Genomic DNA, 19,762 nt, shown 5'->3' on the forward strand with positions numbered 1-19,762 from the left:
CCGGACCCGTCCGAATGGATTGAAGATGGCTCAGTGACGCCGGATGAGCAAGGCGGCAAGCAGCCCGGCGGTGGCCGCGAGCGCAATGGCCTTCCACGGATGTTCGGTCACGTAGCCCTGCGTGGCGTCGGCAGCGCGGCGCGTCGTGTCGGCGAGCGCCACGCGTGCCTCGTGCAGGCGGGACTTCGCATCGATCAGATGTGCCTCGACCCGGGCCTGCACGGCGGCGCGGTCTCCCTCGCCGAGGTCGGCATCGGGCGTTCGCCAGTCCTTCACGGTGCTGTCCTTCTTGCCGTCCAGCGGGGAATGCAGCGGATTCGTTTCGATGTTCATCGGGATTCCTTTCACAAGCACGTCCGGACAACCGCGCCCGTGACGGGCGCGGCAAAGAAGTTCAGCGTCGCATCAGTCCCATGATCAGGGTGACGCCGAATACGACCAGAAAGACGAAGAAAAGTATCTTCGCGATATCGGTGGCGCCCGCCGCAATGCCGCCGAAACCGAACACGGCTGCGACGATGGCGATGACGAAGAATATGACGGCCCATCTCAACATGGTGATCTCCTTCCCGGGGGCGGCGATCTGCAACTTTCCCCGAATCAGACTGCAAATCGGGTCCGGCGACGCCGGCCCCGCGACGGCGCGGAACGGCGGCCGCCTTGCGGGCCGTCCATCGGTAAGCGCGTAAGTCCATCGTGTGCCGCGACCGCTGACCCGTCTGTACGCCACCGTACCAATGTGCCGCACGAGGCGTGCCGGCCGGCGCACGACCGAATTCGCGGTCGCGCCTGCTCGACACCAGAGGCGATCGAACGGGCGTCGCACCGCATCGGATGCCTGTGCGTGGTCCATCGGCTGCGCACCCACTACTTTCCGGCCGCGTCCTGGATCTTCTCGCCAGCCCTCTCGATGCTCTCGCCGGCTTTCCGTGTCGCGTCGTCGACATTGTCGCCAGCGCGATCGGCGGCGCGATCCACATCCCGTGATACCTTGTCGCCGGCTTCATCAATGTTCCTGCCGGCGCTTTCCATCGGGCCTTCCTCCTTCTGGCAACCCGACAGCAGGGCAAGGCAGGCCGCCAGCATCCATACGCGGCCGATGCCCTCATGTGCGTTCTTCATCTGTATCTCCTCTCCGGATTCGTGCATGCAGACAGAATGCGCGACCTTCACCGGCCGCGCATCGCTCACTTCTTGTCCTTGCCGACCTCGTGTCCGATGATGCCGCCCACGGCCGCGCCGCCTACTGCGCCGGCCGCACTGCCGCCGGTCAGTACCGCACCGCCCACGGCGCCGGCACCGGCGCCGATGGCCGTACTCCTGTCCTGCGCCGACATGCCGGAGCAGGCCCCGAGCAGAAGCAGCATCGCTGCCGCCACGCTCACCCGGGTACATCCCCGGGTACATCGATTCATCATTTCCATGGTGTCACCTCGTCTGTTCGATCGTGCCTGCCGATCTGCTGCGGGGTCCGGAACGGCTCGGGATCTGCGGCGTCGCGCCGCTTTCGACCGATTCGAAGCGGTCATCCCCGGCGCCACCTGCATGGGTGTCGCGCCCCGGAAACACAATGGAGCCGCAGTCCTTGCCCGTCTGTCTGCTGGCGTACCGAAGCCTCGCGGCAGCGCGTATCGCACAGGCATCCCCTCCGATCGCACTGTGTGCGCTACCGCCCCGACCGCTCGTCGATCGCCGCGTATGCTTGCACTGGCCGGAATTACCCGACGCCAGGAAGGTCGCCGTGCCCACTCACTCCACTGCATCAGCCGGCAACAGCTTCATCGCCGCGCTGCCGCGCCGGGAACGCCAGCATTTGCTGGCCAGTTGCGACACCGTTGAACTTGTCCTGTCCGACGTGCTGGCCGAACCGGGTCAGCGCATACGTCAGGTCCACTTTCCGATCGACAGCTTCATTTCACTGATCACGCCGGTCGACGCCACCGCCAGCATCGAGGTCGGGCTGGTGGGCAACGAAGGGATGCTGGGTGCGACCCTGCTGTTCGGGGTCGATGTATCGCCGCTGCACGCACTGGTGCAGGGCGCAGGGCCGGCGCTGTCCATGGACGCCAGGCGTTTCCGCAACGAACTCGAGTCGGTGCCTGCGTTGCAGCGCGCGCTCGGGCGTTACCTCTACGTGACCATGGCGCAGCTTGCACAGACCGCAGCCTGCCCGCGCTTTCACCTTGTCGAAGCCCGTCTTGCGCGCTGGTTGCTGATGACGCAGGACCGCGCGCACTCTCCGCACTTCCACCTGACGCACGAGTTTCTCGCCTACATGCTGGGCGTCAGGCGCGTCGGCGTGACACACGCGGCCACCGCGCTGCAGACGCGCAAGCTGATCAGTTACCGCCGCGGCAACATCACCGTACTCGACCGCGCGGGTCTGGAGGCCGCGTCGTGCAGCTGCTACGGCGCCAACAATGCCGTCTGGGACAGCGTGATGGGGCGACGCGCGCAGCAGCGCGCCGGTTAGGCCCGCCGACAGCCGCAGATGTAAGAACGGCGCAGTGCGATACCTGCGCCGTTCGTCATGACCTGCACCGAAGCCGCCGCACCGGTCGTCCGGTCGCGGCGGCCTGGCCGGGTCAGCTGCGTTCGCCGGCCATCGCCAGCATGAGCTGGTTCATCCGGCGCACGAAGCTGGCCGGATCTTCGAGCGCGCCACCTTCGGCCAGCAGGGCCTGATCGAACAGCACGCCCGCCCAGTCATCGAAGTGCGCTTCTTCACCGCGCAGCCGCTGCACCACCGGGTGCTGCGGATTGATTTCGAGGATGGGTTTGGACAGCGGCGCTTCCTGCCCGGCCGACTTCAGGATGCGGGCGAGGTTGCCGCCGATGTCGAATTCGTCCGACACCAGGCAGGCCGGCGACTCGGTCAGGCGATGCGTGATGCGCACCTCCTTCACCCGCTCGACCAGACTGGCCTGAAGCTTGTCGACCAGCGGCTTGAACTCGCCCTCGTCGCGCTCCAGCGCCTTCTTCTCTTCCTCGTCGGCGAGCGCGCCGAGGTCGAGGCCCCCCTTGGCGACCGACACCAGCTGCTTGCCGTCGAAGTCGTTCATGTTGCCGACCACCCACTCGTCGATGCGGTCGGACAGCAGCAGCACCTCGATGCCCTTCTTGCGGAACACTTCGAGGTGCGGGCTGTTCTTCGCCGCCTTGAAGGTTTCGGCGGTGACGTAGTAGATCTTGTCCTGACCTTCCTTCATGCGGCCGATGTAGTCGGCGAAGGACACCGACTGCTCCTCGGTATCGAGATGGGTCGAGGCGAAGCGCAGCAGGCCCGCCACCTTTTCGCGGTTGGCCTGGTCCTCGCCCACGCCTTCCTTCAGCACACGGCCGAATTCCTTCCAGAAGGTGGCGTACTTTTCTTTCTGGTTCTCGGCCAGGTCTTCCAGCACCGACAGGATCTTCTTTGCGCAGCCGGAGCGTATGGTGTCGATGTCACGGCTTTCCTGCAGGATTTCGCGCGACACATTGAGCGGCAGGTCGGCCGAATCGACCACGCCGCGCACGAAGCGCAGATAGGCCGGCAACAGCTTCTCGGCGTCGTCCATGATGAACACGCGGCGCACGTAGAGCTTGAGGCCGTGGCTGGCGTTGCGGTCCCACATGTCGAACGGTGCGCGCGACGGGATGTAGAGCAGCTGCGTGTATTCGTGGCGGCCCTCGACGCGGGTGTGGGTCCACGCCAGCGGGTCGCTGAAGTCATGGGCGACGTGCTTGTAGAACTCGACATACTGCTCGTCGCTGATGTCCGACTTCGATCGGGTCCACAGCGCGCTGGCCTGGTTGACCGTTTCGTCCTCGTCGGTCACGACCTGCTTGTGTTCGCCATCAACGTCCTTCCACTCCTCCTTCTTCATCACCACCGGCTGCAGGATGTGGTCGGAATACTCGCGGATGATGGAGCGCAGCTTGAAGCCGGACAGCAGCTCGTCCTGGTCCTCACGCAGGTGCAGCACGATTTCGGTGCCGCGGTCCGCCTTGGTGATGGATTCCACCGAATACTCGCCGGCGGTATCGCCGGTCATCGAGCAGGACCAGCGCACACCCTGGTCAGCCGGCAGACCGGCGCGGCGGGTGTTCACGGTGACGGTGTCGGCGACGATGAAGGCGGAGTAGAAACCGACGCCGAACTGGCCGATCAGGTTGGCGTCCTTCTTCTGGTCGCCGGTCAGGCTGGAGAAGAACTCCTTGGTGCCGCTGCGGGCGATGGTGCCCAGATGGGCGATCGCGTCGTCACGCGACATGCCGATGCCGTTGTCGGTAATGGTGATCGTGCGCGCCGCCTTGTCGTAGGCGACACGGATCTTCAGGTCGGCATCGGATTCGAACAATGCCGGGTTGGCGATGGCTTCGAAGCGCAGCTTGTCGCAGGCGTCTGACGCATTGCTCACCAGTTCGCGCAGGAAGATGTCGCGATTGCTGTACAGCGAGTGGATCATCAGGTGCAGCAGCTGCTTCACCTCGGCCTGGAAATTCATGGTCTGGGCGGTTGCGGTGTCCGACATGACAACTCCGAATCAGTAGACGTGGGGTGGGATGACAACGGCGGGATATGGAGACTTCCCCCCGGCATTTCAAGACCCCGCTATGCTGTCGGGTCCACAGAATGTTTTCACGCCGATGACCACCCGCACCAAACTGGGTTTGCCGCGCAAATCCGACGACGACACGCCGACCGACCGCAATCCGGCCCGCAAGCCGGTACGCAACAGTACGGCCAAGTCACGCACGCTGAGCCGCAACACGACGCAGGTCGCACCGGCCGCCAAGTCCTACGCCAAACCCGCCCCCAAGGACGCTCCCGCGCGCAAGCCGCGTGCCACCCGTCCAGACGGCGACCGCCCGCCGCGCCCGGCCGGCGAGAAGCGCGAGTGGACACCGCGCCCGGACCGCGAAGCCCGCCCGCCGCGCGCCGATTCCGGCGAGCGCAAGCCGTGGGAAAACCGCGAACGACCGGCGCGCAGCGAATCAGGCGGCAGTTCCGGCGACCGCCCGCCGCGCAAGGAATTCGGTGACCGCCCGCCGCGCCCCGCTGGCGAGAAGCGCGAGTGGACACCGCGCCCGGACCGCGACGCCCGTCCGCCGCGCACCGATTCGGGCGAGCGCAAGCCGTGGGAGAACCGCGAGCGCCCGGCCCGCAGCGAAACGGGCGGAAATTCCGGCGAGCGTCCGCCGCGCAAGGAGTTCGGCGACCGTCCGCCACGCCCGGCCGGCGAAAAGCACGAGTGGACACCGCGCCCGGACCGCGACGCCCGCCCGCCGCGCACCGATTCCGGTGAGCGCAAGCCTTGGGAGAACCGCGAGCGCCCGGCCCGCAGCGAATCAGGCGGAAATTCCGGCGATCGTCCGCCGCGTCGCACTGAGGGCGACAGCCGCCCCGCGCGCGCCGGCGGCGATTTCAAGCCGCGTCCGCCCAAGGCGGCGCCAGTGCGTCCGGCCAAGGCCTGGGACGAACGTGAAACCGACAAGCTGGGCCGCGTGCAGGCCGACAAGGGCGAGGACGGCGACGACGCGAAGGACGGCATCCGCGTGTCGCGCTGGCTGGCCGACCGTGGTGCCGCGTCGCGCCGCGAGGCGGACGACTGGATCGCCCGCGGCTGGGTCACCGTCGATGGCGAGGTGGCGCTGCTGGGCCAACGCGTGCTGCCGCATCAGAAGGTCGAGGTGCACAAGCAGGCGCGCGCCGATCAGGCACTGCGCGTGACCGTGCTGATGCACAAGCCGGTCGGCTATGTGAGCGGTCAGGCCGAGGACGGCCACGAGCCGGCCAGCGTGCTCTTCCTGCCCGAGAACCAGTGGGCCGGCGACCGTTCCGGTCTGAAGTTCAATCGCAACCATCTGCGTGGCCTGGCGCCGGCCGGTCGTCTCGACATCGATTCGCACGGTCTTCTGGTGCTGACCCAGGACGGTCGCGTCGCGCGCCAGTTGATCGGCGAGGACTCGACCATAGAGAAGGAGTACCTGGTCCGCGTCAGGGCGACCAAGCCCTTCGGCCGCGGCGCGCTGTCCGAGGATTTCCCCGAGGAATCGCTGAAGCTGCTGAACCACGGGCTGGAGCTGGACGGCGAGGCACTGAAGCCGGCCAAGGTAAGCTGGCAGAACGAGGAACAGCTGCGCTTCGTGTTGCGCGAGGGCAAGAAGCGCCAGATCCGCCGCATGTGCGAACTGGTCGGCCTCGAAGTCGTCGCACTGAAGCGCGTGCGCATCGGCCGCGTTCCGCTGGCCGACCTGCCGGTCGGCAAGTGGCGTTACCTGCGCAAGGACGAGCTGTTCTGAGCGCCTGACGGTCTCACGCGACGTCGAGCGCCGGCACCTCCGGCGCCGCGTCGTTGGCGCTGCAACCGGCGGTCTGCACATGCAGACCGCCTCCGCTGGCCTTGGCCTGCCGTTTGGCGCTGGCTGCGGCCGAAGCGACCTCCTCGGCCGTACGGAAGCCGCCGCCCTGCCCCAGCACCACGCCGGCACACAGCGTGGTGAGCGGAAAGCGCGTGCGGTTGCCCTTGCGGTCCTCGCCCTCCATGTAACCGCTGGCCAGTTCCTCCGCATTGAACAGTCCGCGCGCCTCGGCGTTGAAGCGGGCGATGATGCGCTCGCAGCGCGCCTGCCAGTCCTCGCTCTGAAACAGCACGATGAAGTCATCGCCGCCGACGTGGCCGACGAAGTCGCGCAGCGGGTCCGCCTCATGCTGGATGCTGCGCGCCGCAAGCTTGATCATTTCGTCGCCGCGGTAATAGCCGTAGAGGTCGTTGAAGGGCTTGAAGTTGTTCAGGTCGAAGTAGGACGCCGCGTAGCTGGCCCGCCCCGCCATCAGCCGCTGAAGGTGCTCGGTGATCGGAATATTGCCCGGCAGGAAGGTGAGCGGATTGGCGTGCCGCGCCGCCTCGATGCGCATTTCGGTCACCGCGCGCACCAGGCTTTCGCCGGTCGCCACACCGACGTAACGACCGTGCTCGGTGACCACGAAGCCGTCATACAGATAGCGCTGGTCCTCGCCGGCCAGCACGGTGCTCATCGATTCCAGCGGTGTGCTGCGCTCGACGCGCAGCGGGTTCGGATTCATGAACAGCGCGCATGGCCGCTTGCCGTACACCTCCTTGTGATACGGCTGGGTGTACAGGTCCATGAAGCTGCGCCGGTTGATCAGCCCGACCGGAATGCCCTGCTCCAGCACCGGCAGCGCCAGCAGTTCCGGGTGATCCGCGAACACCTGCACCACCGTCAGATTCGGCGTATCCGGCTCGACCGCGGGCGCCGAGATCGCCAGCCGGCTTACCGTGCCGGTGCTCATGTCGCGATGCGGTGTGTCGGGCAGCACCGCGATCTGCCGCGACTGCATCAGCGCGATCACCGCCGGCCGCATGTGACTGACCGTCTGTCCCTGTGGTCGTCCGAGCAGATAGCCCTGACCGAAGTGCACGCCGAGATCGCGCAGCACCGCCAGTTCGGCCTCATGCTCAATGCCCTCGGCCACCAGTTCGGCGCCGAAGGAGCGCGCCAGCTGCACCGCGGCACGCACGGCTTCGACGCGCCGGCTGTCGGTGTGGATGCCGTGCGTGAAGTAGCGGTCCAGCTTCACCCGCGGCGGCGCCAGTTCGGCCCACAGACGGAGGCTGGAACGACCGTCGCCAAAGTCGTCGAGCGCGACCACGATGCCCAGCGCCGAAAGTCGGGCCTGACTGATGCGCAGCGAATCGACGTCGGTCACCCGTTCGTGCTCGGTCAGTTCCAGCACCAGGCGCGACGGCGACAGCGCGTGCTCGGCCAGCAGTGACAGCAGGCCGACGCAGCCCTCCGAGCCAAGATGACGGATGGTGCCGGCGCTGCAATTGACGTAAAGCTGGCCCGGCGTCGCCGGATCGAACTGGCGCACCGCCGCCTCGACGCAGGCGATCTCGAGTTCGGCTTCGAGGCCGATGGCGCGCGCCGTGGCGAACAGCACCGCCGGCAGGTGCAGCGCGCCGCCCTCGGGGCCACGCACCAGCGCTTCGTGGGCCACGACGGCAGCGTCATCGAGGCGGACGATGGGCTGGAACACCATGCCCAGCGCGCGGCCATCGATCAATGCGCGCAGCGCGGTCTGGTTCAGCTTGTCGGAAGAGGTGTGCATGTCTGTCTGTTGTATTCATGGACCCGAGTGCCTATCGGCAGCGACGCCGCCAGCTTTCGTGAAGCTTCGGTGAAGCTTTCGCTACGTGCAGTGCTTCCGGATCGCGATGCGGATCTGTCACCAATTCTTAGACGAACTGCATTCCGGCCGTAACCCTGTCTTCCTAGTCTTGCCACACTCACAGGAGGACTTACATGCATTCCTTTTTCGAAGAACTGCGCACCCAACGCTGGGACGATCATCGCTACTACCACCACAGCCGCATCAATCAGGCACTTCATCTGCTCAGCGCGCTGAGCTTTCTGTGTGCCTACGTCATGCTTCTCGTCGACCCGGTGATCGCGGCACTGCTGAGCTGGGGCGTGGCCATGGTGTCGCGCCAGGCCGGACACTTCTTCTTCGAGTCCAAGGGCTACGATCACGTCAATCAGGCGACGCACGAGCACAAGGAAGACATCAAGGTCGGCTACAACCTCCGCCGCAAGGTGGTGCTGATGGCGATCTGGGCGGCGTCGCCGCTGGCCCTCTACATCGATCCGACGCTGTTCGGCCTGTTCGAGGCGCACACCGACGCGCGCGGCTTCCTGTACAACATGTCGGTCACGTGGATTGCCATCGGCATCGGCGGCCTCATCTTCCGCACGCTGCACCTGTTCCACCTGCAGGGCGTGCAGACCGGTCTGGTGTGGGCGACCAAGATCGCCACCGATCCCTTCCACGACGTGAAGCTCTACCACCGCGCGCCGCTGGCGCTGCTGCGTGGCGAACTGATCGATCCGATGCACGCGCAGCACGCAGCAAAGGCCTGAATTGCGCGCGGACTTTCTGTTCGGGGACATACGGGGAAGGGCGCTGCCCTTCCCCGTTTTCATCTGCACGGTCAGGATCCTGTGCGCCCAGCAAGGTTGCACCGGACCGGGAGCGAGCCGGTCCCGGGACGGTTCAGCGCTTCCGCGTCAGCATCTCGCGCAGGATGCGTCGGCGTATGCCCTTGTTGCTGGCGCCGGGCGGCGTCCACCACCAGCCATCGGCTTCCATTGTCTTCGCCGCGGCCACGAAGCGTTCGCACACCGCATCGAACTCGGCCTCGCCGTAATTCAGACTGAAGATAAAGCGGCCGGTGCCGACCCAGCTCAATGCCAGGCCTTCCGCGCGCAGGTAGTACTGCAGCATCCAGTTGTAGCGCGACGGCACGGTGTAGGTCACCGTCCAGATCGACTGCATGTGCGCCACACGCACCGGCAGTCCTTCGATACGCAAGCGCTCGTTCAGTCGATCTGCGCGCGCGGTCCAGACTGCGTCGGCGTTGCGGTAAATCTCTTCGATTTCCGGCGTGTCGAGCAGCTTCAGGAATTCGTTCATCGCTGCCATCACGTGCGGATGCGAATTGAAGGTGCCGCGGGCGAAGCAGATGTCGGCCGGCCGGTCGTCGCGGTAGCGCTTCATCAACCGATGCGGGCCGCAGACGACGCCGACGGGGTAGCCGCCGCCCAGCGTCTTGCCGTAGGTGACCAGATCGGCGCGTACGCCGAAGTAGTCCTGCGCACCGCCCTTGGCCAGCCGGAAGCCGAGGAACACCTCGTCGAAGATGAGCACGATGCCGCGCGCCGTGCACACCTCGCGCAACTGCTGCAGCCAGGTGGTATAGGCAGCCCGGTCGTAGCCGGCACGGCGGCCGCCATCCACCAGCGACGAGTCGCCCGGTGCGCCGGCGTTCGGGTGCAGCGCCTGCAGCGGATTGACCAGCACGCAGGCGATGTCCCGGCGGGTGCGCAGCACGCGCAAGGTGTCCTCGTGCATGTCCTTCAGCGTATAGGTGTGCTCGGCCGCGGTCGGATTGCCGACGCCCGGCTGCACGTCGCCCCACCAGCCATGGTAGGCGCCGCAGAAGCGCACCAGATGACTGCGGCCGGTGTGGTAGCGCGCCAGCCGCACCGCCTGCATCACGGCTTCGGTACCCGACATGTGGAAGGACACTTCTTCCATGCCCGAGATCGCGCAGAGCCGCTTCACGTTGTCGGCCAGCAGCGGATGGTAGGCGCCGAGCACCGGACCGAGCGCCTCGACCGCCGCCGCGCCGCGCGCCATGCAGCCCTTGTAGACGTCGTAGCCGAACACATTCACGCCGTAGGAGCCGGCGAGGTCGTAGAACACGTTGCCGTCGAGGTCGGTCAGCGTGACGCCGGCCGACGACTGGACGAAGGAACCGGCCTTCAGATGGCCGCGCACATGGCGGCTGAACTGGAAGGGCACGCGGTAGCTGCCGGTGAACTGCATGTCCGACACCATGGACTGCGTGTCGTCGGTCAGCGCGCGGGTACGCGCGAAACGCTGCGCGTACAGCGCGGCCAGTGCCTCGAAGCCGTTGCGACGCCGGGCGGCCACGTCGTCCGGCGCGCCGTCGGCGATGTAGACACCCGTTTCGTCGAATTCATAGAAGGGCAGCAGCTTCGCCACCCGCCGCGACATTTTCGAGTGGCCGGCGAGGGAGCGGTGCTTGGCCCGCGAAAGCTGGAGCCGGCGGTGCAGCCGCGGCAACAGCGCTGCCAGCGCCGCAGCGCCGGCCACATAGAGAGGAAGGGATTCGTTCATATGTTGCACATGTATCAGCGCGAGGTTACGCAACCGTGACTGCACGCACCCTGTTCCAGCGCCTGCTGGCCAACGACGCGCTGAACTTCGCGCTGACTAACCGCATCCCGCGCGCGGCACTCACCCGCTTCTTCGGCTGGTTCAGCAAGATCGAGCATCCGTGGGTGCGCGACGCGTCGATTGCGCTGTGGAAGGCCTTCGGCGAGGTCGATCTGTCGGAGGCGAAGAAGACGCGCTTCGCCAGCCTGCACGACGCCTTCATCCGCGAACTGCACGACGGCGCCCGACCGATCGACCCGCGGCCCGACACGCTGGTGAGCCCCTGTGACGCCATCGTCGGCGCGCTCGGCCGCATCGACGGCGACACGCTGCTGCAGGCCAAGGGCATGCGCTACTCGCTGGGCGAGCTGCTGGGCGACGAATCACTGGCGGCGCAGCTGCGCGACGGGCACTACGTGACACTGCGCATCACGGCTTCGATGTACCACCGCTTCCACGCGCCGACGGATTGCCGCGTCGAGCAGGTGCACTACTTTCCGGGCGATACCTGGAACGTGAATCCGCCGGCGCTCGATCGCGTCGAGCGGCTCTACTGCCGCAACGAGCGGGCAGTGCTGACGGCACGGATGCGCGACGGCACGCCGCTGGTCATGGTGCCGGTGGCCGCCATCCTGGTCGCCAGCCTGCGCCTGCACTGCATCGACCTGACGCTGCACGCACGCTACGCCGGGCCGCACCGACTGCGCTGCGATTCGACCGTCAGCCGGGGCGAGGAAATGGGCTGGTTCGAGCACGGTTCGACCATCATCGTGCTGCTGCCGGCGCACGCAGCGCTGGCGCCGCAGGTCCGCACCGGCGAGCGTATCCGGATGGGTCAGGCGCTGTTCGCGCCGCCGCCGGCAGACGGCATGTAGGACAGCCCCGACACGCTGCAGCGCGGCGCACCGACGGAACTTTCAGTGCCGGATGCAGAAGATGCTGGGGCGGCGCACGTGCGCCGACCATCACAACAGGGAGCCCGACATGAACATCCATCGCACCGTAGCTGCCACCCTCGTCGCCGTCTTTGCCGTTGCGCTGGCCGCCTGCGAGCAGGAAGGACCGGCCGAACGCGCCGGCAAGGCACTCGACAACGCGGTCGAGCAGGCTGGCGACAAGATCGAGAACGCCGGCGACAAGGCCAAGGACGCGCTGGACGAAGCGCGCAAGTAAGACGCACACCGCCATGCACGCCGCGCCGATCACCCTCGCCGTGCTGTCCGGACTGCTGCTCGGAGCGTGCACGCGCCCGTCCGACACCGCCGCGATCGCCGACAGCCGTACCGCCGAGGCGGCGATGATCGCGGCGGCCACGCCATGGTCCTACGGCGTCGAAAGCCCGTATGGCGAGATCGTCCGTATCGACATGTTGTGGCCGCTGGTCGAGCAGCCGCTGGAGCCGCACTCGGCCGATACGCCGAAGCAGGATGGCGCAGCACCGCCCGGGCGCTACAGCATCAGCATCATGCTGGAGAGCGGCGAACTGCGTACCGTCGTACGTCCGAACCTGGGCAATCTGCGCGTCGGCGACCGGGTGCGGCTGTTCGGCGAGGTAATGCTGCGCAGCTAGGGTCCGGCAGCTGTGCCGCGACTTAACGCATGGACACAAATCAGACATCGGCAGAGAGCATTCCGCCACGGTAAGCGCGCGCGGGATGAATAGAATCCGTCATCCGACCTTCTGACGGACGATGTTCGTGTCCTGCTTCCGCCACGCTCTGCCGCTACTGCTGTGCTCGCTGCTCGCCGGCTTTTCCACAAGTGCCTTGGCCGCCGATCGCCGGGGCTATGCGGACGCACTGCGGCGCGCCGACATCGAGCGCTCACGCACTGACCACGAGTGCGAGCGCGTCGTAGCCGAACTCAAGGACGACTGTCTTGCGCGCAGCAGGATGCGGTACGAAGCGACGCTCGATCAGGCGCGCAAGCTTTTCCCGGGCGAGGCGATGACGCCACTGCAGCCCGACGAGGCGGCGGCTTACGAGGCGGAACTGGCGGCCTGCGGCACGCTCGGCAACAAGGACAGATCGGGCTGCGTGCTCGACGTGAAGCGGCGCTTCAGGCGCTGAACGCGCTCAAGCGGCGTCCGCTACTCGTTCGGGCCAGCGCTGCTTGATTTCCAGCACCTGCGGCAGGCAATCAAGGAAGAGATCGACCAGCAGCGGCTCAAAGTGACGCCCCTTCTGTTCGATCAGCAGCGCACAGGCATCCTCGACCGACCATGCCTTCTTGTAGGGCCGCTCCGAGGTCAGCGCATCGAACACGTCGGCAACCGCAACGATGCGCGCCTCGATCGGGATCGCGGTCTCGCGCAGGCCTTGCGGATAGCCCGAACCGTCCCACTTCTCGTGGTGCCCGCTGACGATGCGCCGGGCCACGGCGAGCAGGCCGCTGTCGTGCTCGCCGATGATGCGCACGCCGATATCGACGTGGCTCTTCATGATTTCCCACTCGGCGTCGTCGAACTTGCCCGGCTTGCGCAGAATGTGGTCGGGAATGCCGATCTTGCCGATGTCGTGCATCGGTGCCGCATGCAGCAGTTCCTGAGCGCGCTGCTCGCTCCAGCCGGCGGCGCGCGCAAGAATGCATGCGTAGTGGCTCATCCTGATGACGTGCAGACCGGTCTCGTTGTCCTTGTATTCGGCGGCCAGACCGAGCCGCTGTATCACCTGCAGGCGCGTCTCGATCAGTTCGCTCACGCTGACCAGCGACAGATGGGTGCGTACGCGCGCACGAACGATGGCTGGACTGACCGGCTTGCAGATGTAATCGACGGCACCAAGTTCCAGTCCGCGCGCCTCGTCCTCGACATCGCTCAGCGCGGTGACGAAGATGACCGGCACGCGCGCCAGGCGCTCGTCCGCCTTCAGCGTGCGGCACACCGCGTGACCGTCCATGTCCGGCATCATCACGTCGAGCAGAATGAGATCAGGCCGCTCGACCTGCGCCAGTTCGATCGCCCGCCGCCCGTCGCGCGCGAACAGCAGACGGTAGTCACCCTGCAGTATCTGCTTGAGCACCTGCAGATTGGATGGTTCGTCGTCGACGCAGAGCACGGTCTGACGTGCGTCGCCTGCGCCGGCGGGGGCATCGGTCGTCAGGGGTTCAAGCCTGTCCATTCAGGCCTCCGCCTCGTGCAGCCGTGTGGCGTCCATCGCCTGCATGCGGGCGATCAAGGTGCGCAGATGCGTCATGGCGAGCGCTCCGTCGAAGTTCTCGATCGCTTCGGCAAGCGGACCGAGCAGCGTGCTTGCGGAATGGCCGCCGACCGCGGCCAGCAGGCGCGCCAGCGTGAGGTCGTCGAACTCGCCCCGCTCCAGCGCCTTCAGCAGCGTGTCGGCGTGATGCAGGACGGCCTGCGTGTCGCATCGTGCTGCCGCCCCTTTCGCCACCGGCCGCTCGACCGAACCCTGCCAACCGGCGACTTCGCTGCGCAAAGCCGACAGCGCGCCCCCGACTTCGGCGATGCGCGCCGTCAGTGCCAGCGGCGCTTCCGTTGTCGCGGCGTCTTCCAGGCCGGCCAGCGTGGCAGCCAGTTGCACGGCCCCCAGATTGGCCGCCACGCCCCGCACGCGGTGCGCCAGCGCACGCAGCCCGTCACGCGCCGACAGCGCGGCGAGACGATCCAGTTCCTGCGTCAGTCCGGCGTTCTCGTCGAGCAGCCGCTGCATGCCCCGTTCGACACGCTCACGGGTTCGCCACAGCGCAAGCGCGCGCTTCATGTCGATCGCCGGGTCATCGGCGCGGTCATCGGCGCCGGCCTTCGTGCTTGCGGTCTGTATGCCGAGCACGCGTGCGATCTCGACCAGCAGTGCTTCGAGATCGATCGGCTTGGTCGCGAACCCGTTCATGCCTGCCGCGCGCGCAGCCTCGCGATCCTCGTCGAGCACGCTGGCGGTCAGCGCGATCACCGGCACCGGCGGTCGGCCGGTACGCAGCTCGGCGGCGCGGATGGCACGCGTTGCGTCGAGGCCGCTCATGCCGGGCATGTGGAGGTCCATCAGGACGAGATCGAAACGTTCGGCGCCGGCCCGAACCACCGATTCGGTCGCCTCGGTGCAGGGCGTCACCTCGTGTCCGTCGCGCGCCAGCAGGGACGCCAGCAGTTCGACGTTCTGGTCGACGTCATCGACCACCAGCACCCGCATCGGCGGCAGTGCCATCGGCGATGGCAACGCGACGACCGGCGCGCTGCCGGGCCGCAACGGCAGCGTGAAGTGGAAGGTGCTGCCCTCTCCCGGCGTGCTGCGGGCGCCGATCCGGCCACCCATCAGTTCGACCAGCTGCCTGCAGATCGACGTACCGAGACCGGTACCGCCGAAGCGGCGGCTCATCGACGCATCGGCCTGGGTAAAGGGTTCGAAGATGGCGTCGAGCCGTTCCGGTGCGATGCCGATGCCGGTATCGCTGACCGCGAAATGCACGCCGTCTGCCTGCGTCCGCACGGTCACCACGACCCCGCCGCGCTCGGTGAACTTGACCGCGTTGCCGATCAGATTGGTCAGTACCTGACGGATGCGCAGCGAGTCGCCGCGATAGTAGCGGCCGACCCCGCGGTCGATGTCGACGCGCAGCGTCAGCCCCTTGTCGGCCGCCTGCACGTTCAGCGTCATCACCAGCTGGTTCAGCAGCTCGGGCAGGTCGAAATCGAGCACTTCGAGTTCGACCGCACCGCGTTCGAGTCGGGCGGTATCGAGGATGTCGTTCAGCAGGCGCAGCAGCGAGCGCGCGGAGTTGCCGACGATTTCCAGCGGACGCCGGTGCTCGGCCGGCAGCTCCCGACCGAGCAGCACGTCGGTAAAGCCGATGATGGCGTTCATCGGCGTGCGTATTTCGTGGCTCATGTTGGCGAGGAAGGCCGACTTCGAGGCGGCGGCCTGTTCGGCGCGCTCCTTCGCCGCGCGCAACTCCTGCTCGATCTCGCGCCGCTCGGTGATGTCGAGGATTACGCCATCTATCCACTTGATGTCGCCATCCTCGTTACGCACCGCCGAGCCGTGTTCCCACATCCAGCGGACGGAGCCGTCGGCGTGGGCGATGCGGTACTCGACGATGAAGGGCCGGTGGTCGCGGATCGACGCCTCGACCACCTTCCAGGTGTGGGCGACATCGTCCGGGTGCGTGATGTCGTTGAAGTTGCGAATGGCGTTCTCACCGACGAAGTCGGAACTCGGGTAACCGGTCAGGGTCAGCGTAGCGTCGCTCATGAAGAGCATGGTCCATTGCGCGTCCATCAGGCAGCGATAGGCCACGCCCGGAATGTTGCCGATCAGCGAACGCAGCTGCGCTTCGCTTTCGCGCACCGCACGCGCCATTTCCTTGAAGCTGGAAATGTCGGCGATGTAGCAGACGAACATGTCGCCCTCGCGCAGGCTGGCGTGGCCGATCGACACATGCATCGGCAGTTCGCTGCCGTCGCGTCGACGACCGGTGATTTCTCGCCTGCGGCCGGACAGCGCAGGCACGCGCGTGCGCCTGAACTCGGCCAGGTAGGCCGCGTAGGTTTCACTCTCGTCGGGCGCCAGCAGCAGACCGAAGTCGCGCCCGCGCATTTCCGACTCGCGCCAGCCGAACATCTGTTCGGCGGTCGGGTTCATCGTCTGCACGATGCCTTCCGCGTCGAGCATGACGACGCCGTCGACCGGCGTGGCGAGCAGCGCGCGCATGCGCGCCTCGCTCGCGCTGAGCTGATCGACCAGCTGCCGGTAGCGCAGCAGCGCATTGGTGCCCATCTCGAAACCGGTCAGACCGATAGTGCCGATCACGACGAGAATGCCGAGCACCAGGGTGTCGACATGCGGCGCACTTTCGGCGACGCCAGTGAAGCGTGCGGCCGCCATGCCTGCGTAGTGCATGCCCGCGATCGCCAGTCCCATCACCGTTCCACTGACCGCCAGGCGAAGCCGGCGACCGGAAATGGGCACGAAGAACTTCACCCACAGCGCCAGCGTCGCCAGCACCACCGCCACCGCGATCGACACCCCGAACATGAAGGGGTCGTAGCGAAGCTGTGCTTCCATGTGCATGGCCTGCATTCCGGTGTAGTGCATCAGGCCGATGCCACCGCCCATCAGCACGCCGCCCGCCAGCAGTTCGCGCGGCGTCAGCGAGGAGCGCGTCATCAGCTGTATGGTTGCCAGCGCGGCGAGCAGGCTGGGCAGCATGGAGGCGAGCGTGATCCACGGGTCGTAGCGCACGGTCACGCACAGGTCCAGCGCCAGCATCCCGATGAAATGCATGGCCCACACGCCGCCGCCCAGCGCCACGCTGCAGCCGAGCTTGATCAGCCACGCCATGCGCTGATCAGGTGTCTGCTCCGATTGACTGACCGTATGAAGGGCAACGATCGAGGTGAGGACGGCCACCAGCAGCGACAGCGCAACCAGCGCCGGATCGTGCGTCAACGGCAGGATCAGCGCAGCGTCGTCGGTGCCGGAGGTGAAGAAGTTCTGCATCGTGCCGAAAGTGACGTATGGTGGGCATTGCCGCTCAGCACGGCATCTCTGTCACTTACGGCGGTTTCGCCTCACGCCTTGATGTTCCGACCCGCTTTTTTTCCGTACTCCGAGGAAGATCGTCACCGTTTGCCCGAAGGGCGCGCCGTCCAGCGCGTGTTCAGACGGCTGAAGCGTTCTCTGCTGCTGCTCGCGGCAGTGACGCTTGCTGCGCAGGCGGACGACCGGCTGTCCTTCGCCGTCTGGGGCGACATGCCGTACAGCCGGGTCGAGCGCGAACTGGCGGTTGACCTGCTGACCGAGCAGTCACGTCAGCCGCTCGCCTTCTCCTTGCACATCGGTGACCTGAAGAGCGGCAACCAGCCCTGCGACGACGCGCTCTTCGCCGACCGGCAGGCGCTGCTGGCGCATTCGCGCCACCCCTTGGTGCTGCTGCCTGGCGACAACGACTGGCTGGACTGCGCTCGGCCGTCGGCCGGCGGCCATGATCCGTTTGAGCGGCTGCAGGCGCTGCGACGGCGCTTCTTCTCGGCGCCTGCCTCGCTTCCGCTTCAACGACAGGAGGGAGCGCCGGAGAACGTCCGCTGGATAAGGAACGGAGTGCTGTTCATCGCGGTGAACCTGCCGGGCAGTCCGCTGCCGGACAACGCAGCTGGACGCGCACTGCGCCGCAATGTGCTCGACTGGCTGGACGAGAGTGCCGCACAAGCCGATCCGCAGACGGTCCGTGCGACGGTGATCGCCTTCCACGCCCATCCGGGCTTCGCGGCGCACGGGCGTGGCGGGGTGTCAGTGCGCCACGCCTGGTTCCTCGACCGGCTGGTGGCCTGGGCGAAACATGACCGGCGACCGCTGCTGCTGATACACGGCGATACGCATACCTACCGGGCCGATAAACCTCTGGTCGATCCGGCCACCGGCGAGCGCTTCGAGCACGTGACGCGGCTTGAATCGCACGGATCGCCGTGGCTGGGCTGGACACGGGTGGATGTGGACAGCGCTGCGCCCGCCCCTTTCCGCTTCCAGCCCTACCGCCTGTCCCGCGACTGACGCGACGCCGCCCTGGCGCCTGAATGAAAAAGGGCGCATCCGGATGGATGCGCCCACAGCGGCGACCTGCGTCGACGCGGGATCAGAACGGTCTGTCGAGCTGCAGCGATTCCTTCGGGCCGCGGTAGATCAGCGGCTTCACCTGCTGCGGATTGCCCGGAATCTGCGCCTGCTCCACCGCGGCGACGATCTTGTGGTGGAAGGGCGACTTGTCGCACACCGGGTCGGCAGCGGCCGGGTCGTTGGCGATCATGTAGGCTTGGCAGCGGCAGCCGCCGTAATCCTTCTCCTTCTCGGGGCAGCTGGAACAGGGCTCCTTCATCCAGCCGGTACCGCGGTAGCGGTTGAATCCTTCCGACTCGTACCACACCTCGCGGATGCCCATCTCGCGCACGTCCGGAAATTCCAGCCCCGGCAGCATGCGCGCAGTGTGACAGGGCAGCGCCTTACCGTCCGGCGTGATGGTCAGGAAGATGTTGCCCCAGCCGTTCATGCACTTCTTCGGGCGGTTCTCGTAGTAGTCGGGCACGACGAAGAACAGCTTCATCTTGTTGCCGTGCTTCTCGCGCCATTCGTTGGTGATCCGCTCCGCGCGTTCCAGCTGTTCGCGCGACGGCAGCAGCTGGTCGCGGTTTACCTGCGCCCAGCCGTAGTACTGCGTGTTGGCCAGTTCGACGTACTCGGCGTCAATGTCGTCCGCGAGCTGCAGGATGGCTTCGATGTGGTCGATGTTGTGGCGGTGGATGGTGCAGTTCATCACCATCGGGTAGCCGCGCGACTTGATCAAATCGGCAGCCCGGCGCTTCAGGTCGAAGGTGCGGGTGGACGACAGGAAGTCGTTCATTTCGCGGGTCGAGTCCTGGAAGGACAGCTGGATGTGGTCCAACCCCGCTTCCTTCAGAGCGTCGATGCGCTTCTCGTTCAGGCCCACACCCGAGGTGAGCAGGTTGGTGTAGTAGCCCAGCCGGTGCGCCTCGGCCACCAGCAATTCGAGGTCGTCACGCAGCATGGGCTCGCCGCCGGAGAAGCCGCACTGCACCGAACCGAGCGCGCGCGCTTCGCGCAGCACCTTGAACCACTCCTCGGTCGTCAGCTCGTCTTCATGCTTGGCGAAGTCGACCGGGTTGTAGCAGTAGACGCAGTGCAGCGGGCAACGATAGGTCACCTCGGCCAGCAGCCACAGCGGTGGCCCTATCGTCGCCGCTTCCTGAGCGGCTTTCGCTTCGGCGAGATCGGTCATGTCGTTTCCACCCACTTCTGTTGCAGCGCCAGCTCGACGAAGTTGATCACGTCCTGTTGCAGGCCCTGCGCATTGAAGGTCTTCTCCAGATCGGCGGTGATGTCGGCCACGCTGGCGTCGCCGGAACAGCGCTTGAGGATTTCGCCCGCGCTCTGGTTCAGCTTCACCATGCCCTCCGGATACAGCAGCACATAGGCCTTCTGCGCCTCTTCCCACTGGATGCGGAAGTGGCGGCCTATCTTCGGTACCGACGCGGTCGTCACGGTCATC

The 19,762-nt window shown here is 66.5% G+C and carries 19 protein-coding genes; 8 read left to right on the forward strand and 11 right to left on the reverse strand.

All coding sequences use genetic code 11. From position 1 onward, the window contains the following. Nucleotides 1-30 precede the first annotated feature (30 nt). The 4 genes from WJU27_RS05485 to WJU27_RS05500 all read right to left on the reverse strand — a co-directional run bounded on the left by WJU27_RS05485 (nt 31) and on the right by WJU27_RS05500 (nt 1,367). Nucleotides 31-333 (reverse strand): glycine zipper domain-containing protein, encoded by a 303-nt coding sequence (locus WJU27_RS05485; protein ID WP_341421383.1) that lies wholly within the window; start codon nt 331-333, stop codon nt 31-33. Between the two features lie 61 nt (nt 334-394). Then, nucleotides 395-556: a DUF1328 domain-containing protein gene (locus WJU27_RS05490; protein ID WP_304003688.1), complete on the reverse strand. Its 162-nt coding sequence runs from the start codon at nt 554-556 to the stop codon at nt 395-397. 311 nt (nt 557-867) lie between these two features. Further along, nucleotides 868-1,191 (reverse strand): hypothetical protein, encoded by a 324-nt coding sequence (locus tag WJU27_RS05495; RefSeq protein ID WP_304003603.1) that lies wholly within the window; start codon nt 1,189-1,191, stop codon nt 868-870. Next, the gene (locus tag WJU27_RS05500; protein WP_304003601.1) at nt 1,188-1,367 is read right to left on the reverse strand and encodes a prenyltransferase; all 180 of its coding nucleotides are present in this window, start codon (nt 1,365-1,367) and stop codon (nt 1,188-1,190) included. The genes WJU27_RS05495 and WJU27_RS05500 overlap by 4 nt, the downstream gene beginning before the upstream one ends. A 374-nt stretch (nt 1,368-1,741) precedes the next feature. Between WJU27_RS05500 and WJU27_RS05505 the strand changes: the two genes are divergently transcribed. Then, nucleotides 1,742-2,473 (forward strand): Crp/Fnr family transcriptional regulator, encoded by a 732-nt coding sequence (locus WJU27_RS05505; RefSeq protein ID WP_341421384.1) that lies wholly within the window; start codon nt 1,742-1,744, stop codon nt 2,471-2,473. A 112-nt stretch (nt 2,474-2,585) separates the two neighbouring features. Here the strand turns inward: WJU27_RS05505 and htpG are convergent, their stop codons facing one another. Next, nucleotides 2,586-4,514, reverse strand: a complete 1,929-nt coding sequence (gene htpG / locus WJU27_RS05510; protein WP_341421385.1) for a molecular chaperone HtpG — start codon at nt 4,512-4,514, stop codon at nt 2,586-2,588. A gap of 115 nt (nt 4,515-4,629) precedes the next feature. Between htpG and WJU27_RS05515 the strand changes: the two genes are divergently transcribed. After that, nucleotides 4,630-6,285, forward strand: a complete 1,656-nt coding sequence (locus WJU27_RS05515; protein WP_445928424.1) for a pseudouridine synthase — start codon at nt 4,630-4,632, stop codon at nt 6,283-6,285. A gap of 13 nt (nt 6,286-6,298) precedes the next feature. Here WJU27_RS05515 and WJU27_RS05520 read toward each other — a convergent pair whose 3' ends face one another. Beyond that, nucleotides 6,299-8,116, reverse strand: coding sequence for an EAL domain-containing protein (locus WJU27_RS05520; RefSeq protein ID WP_341421387.1), 1,818 nt, complete (start codon nt 8,114-8,116; stop codon nt 6,299-6,301). A gap of 194 nt (nt 8,117-8,310) precedes the next feature. Here WJU27_RS05520 and WJU27_RS05525 point away from each other — a divergent pair, with 194 nt between their 5' ends. Further along, entirely contained in the window at nt 8,311-8,925 is a 615-nt protein-coding gene (locus tag WJU27_RS05525) for a hypothetical protein (protein WP_341421388.1), read from the forward strand. A 133-nt stretch (nt 8,926-9,058) separates the two neighbouring features. Here WJU27_RS05525 and WJU27_RS05530 read toward each other — a convergent pair whose 3' ends face one another. Further along, entirely contained in the window at nt 9,059-10,708 is a 1,650-nt protein-coding gene (locus WJU27_RS05530; protein ID WP_341421389.1) for an aminotransferase class III-fold pyridoxal phosphate-dependent enzyme, read from the reverse strand. A gap of 35 nt (nt 10,709-10,743) precedes the next feature. Between WJU27_RS05530 and asd the strand changes: the two genes are divergently transcribed. The 4 genes from asd (at nt 10,744) to WJU27_RS05550 (ending at nt 12,816) form a co-directional block, all read left to right on the forward strand. Then, entirely contained in the window at nt 10,744-11,622 is an 879-nt protein-coding gene (gene asd, locus WJU27_RS05535; protein WP_341421390.1) for an archaetidylserine decarboxylase, read from the forward strand. A gap of 109 nt (nt 11,623-11,731) precedes the next feature. Next, entirely contained in the window at nt 11,732-11,920 is a 189-nt protein-coding gene (locus WJU27_RS05540) for a hypothetical protein (RefSeq protein ID WP_296811310.1), read from the forward strand. 13 nt (nt 11,921-11,933) lie between these two features. After that, the gene (locus tag WJU27_RS05545) at nt 11,934-12,317 is read left to right on the forward strand and encodes a hypothetical protein (RefSeq protein WP_296811308.1); all 384 of its coding nucleotides are present in this window, start codon (nt 11,934-11,936) and stop codon (nt 12,315-12,317) included. A 121-nt stretch (nt 12,318-12,438) separates the two neighbouring features. Further along, nucleotides 12,439-12,816: a hypothetical protein gene (locus WJU27_RS05550; protein WP_341421391.1), complete on the forward strand. Its 378-nt coding sequence runs from the start codon at nt 12,439-12,441 to the stop codon at nt 12,814-12,816. A 6-nt stretch (nt 12,817-12,822) separates the two neighbouring features. Here the strand turns inward: WJU27_RS05550 and WJU27_RS05555 are convergent, their stop codons facing one another. Further along, the gene (locus WJU27_RS05555; protein ID WP_341421392.1) at nt 12,823-13,866 is read right to left on the reverse strand and encodes a response regulator; all 1,044 of its coding nucleotides are present in this window, start codon (nt 13,864-13,866) and stop codon (nt 12,823-12,825) included. Then, nucleotides 13,867-17,202 carry an MHYT domain-containing protein gene (locus tag WJU27_RS05560; RefSeq protein WP_341421393.1) on the reverse strand — a complete coding sequence of 1,112 codons (3,336 nt, stop codon included), beginning with the start codon at nt 17,200-17,202 and terminating at the stop codon, nt 13,867-13,869. A gap of 156 nt (nt 17,203-17,358) precedes the next feature. Here WJU27_RS05560 and WJU27_RS05565 point away from each other — a divergent pair, with 156 nt between their 5' ends. Beyond that, nucleotides 17,359-18,252 carry a hypothetical protein gene (locus WJU27_RS05565; RefSeq protein ID WP_341421394.1) on the forward strand — a complete coding sequence of 298 codons (894 nt, stop codon included), beginning with the start codon at nt 17,359-17,361 and terminating at the stop codon, nt 18,250-18,252. Between the two features lie 82 nt (nt 18,253-18,334). On the opposite strand, the gene pqqE is transcribed toward WJU27_RS05565, so the two are convergent. Next, complete coding sequence (gene pqqE, locus WJU27_RS05570) at nt 18,335-19,492, reverse strand: pyrroloquinoline quinone biosynthesis protein PqqE (RefSeq protein WP_020164577.1); 1,158 nt, start codon at nt 19,490-19,492, stop codon at nt 18,335-18,337. Next, a complete protein-coding gene (gene pqqD, locus WJU27_RS05575; protein WP_341421395.1) occupies nt 19,489-19,761 on the reverse strand; it encodes a pyrroloquinoline quinone biosynthesis peptide chaperone PqqD in 273 nt (90 codons plus the stop codon). The genes pqqE and pqqD overlap by 4 nt, the downstream gene beginning before the upstream one ends. Nucleotide 19,762: the final 1 nt, after the last annotated feature.

This window comes from Methyloversatilis sp. NSM2, assembly GCF_038066675.1.
In the GTDB taxonomy this organism is placed as follows: Bacteria; Pseudomonadota; Gammaproteobacteria; order Burkholderiales; family Rhodocyclaceae; genus Methyloversatilis; species Methyloversatilis discipulorum_A.

Bases quoted from the DNA above. Each gene is read 5' to 3' on its own strand.
- pqqD (WP_341421395.1), bottom strand. From the start codon at position 19,761: ATGACCGTGACGACCGCGTCGGTACCGAAGATAGGCCGCCACTTCCGC.
- WJU27_RS05530 (WP_341421389.1), bottom strand. From the start codon at position 10,708: ATGAACGAATCCCTTCCTCTCTATGTGGCCGGCGCTGCGGCGCTGGCA.
- WJU27_RS05520 (WP_341421387.1), bottom strand. From the start codon at position 8,116: ATGCACACCTCTTCCGACAAGCTGAACCAGACCGCGCTGCGCGCATTG.
- WJU27_RS05545 (WP_296811308.1), top strand. From the start codon at position 11,934: ATGCACGCCGCGCCGATCACCCTCGCCGTGCTGTCCGGACTGCTGCTC.
- WJU27_RS05500 (WP_304003601.1), bottom strand. From the start codon at position 1,367: ATGCTGCTTCTGCTCGGGGCCTGCTCCGGCATGTCGGCGCAGGACAGG.
- WJU27_RS05485 (WP_341421383.1), bottom strand. From the start codon at position 333: ATGAACATCGAAACGAATCCGCTGCATTCCCCGCTGGACGGCAAGAAG.
- WJU27_RS05515 (WP_445928424.1), top strand. From the start codon at position 4,630: ATGACCACCCGCACCAAACTGGGTTTGCCGCGCAAATCCGACGACGAC.
- htpG (WP_341421385.1), bottom strand. From the start codon at position 4,514: ATGTCGGACACCGCAACCGCCCAGACCATGAATTTCCAGGCCGAGGTG.
- WJU27_RS05560 (WP_341421393.1), bottom strand. From the start codon at position 17,202: ATGCAGAACTTCTTCACCTCCGGCACCGACGACGCTGCGCTGATCCTG.
- WJU27_RS05525 (WP_341421388.1), top strand. From the start codon at position 8,311: ATGCATTCCTTTTTCGAAGAACTGCGCACCCAACGCTGGGACGATCAT.
- WJU27_RS05550 (WP_341421391.1), top strand. From the start codon at position 12,439: ATGTTCGTGTCCTGCTTCCGCCACGCTCTGCCGCTACTGCTGTGCTCG.
- WJU27_RS05555 (WP_341421392.1), bottom strand. From the start codon at position 13,866: ATGGACAGGCTTGAACCCCTGACGACCGATGCCCCCGCCGGCGCAGGC.
- WJU27_RS05540 (WP_296811310.1), top strand. From the start codon at position 11,732: ATGAACATCCATCGCACCGTAGCTGCCACCCTCGTCGCCGTCTTTGCC.
- WJU27_RS05490 (WP_304003688.1), bottom strand. From the start codon at position 556: ATGTTGAGATGGGCCGTCATATTCTTCGTCATCGCCATCGTCGCAGCC.
- pqqE (WP_020164577.1), bottom strand. From the start codon at position 19,492: ATGACCGATCTCGCCGAAGCGAAAGCCGCTCAGGAAGCGGCGACGATA.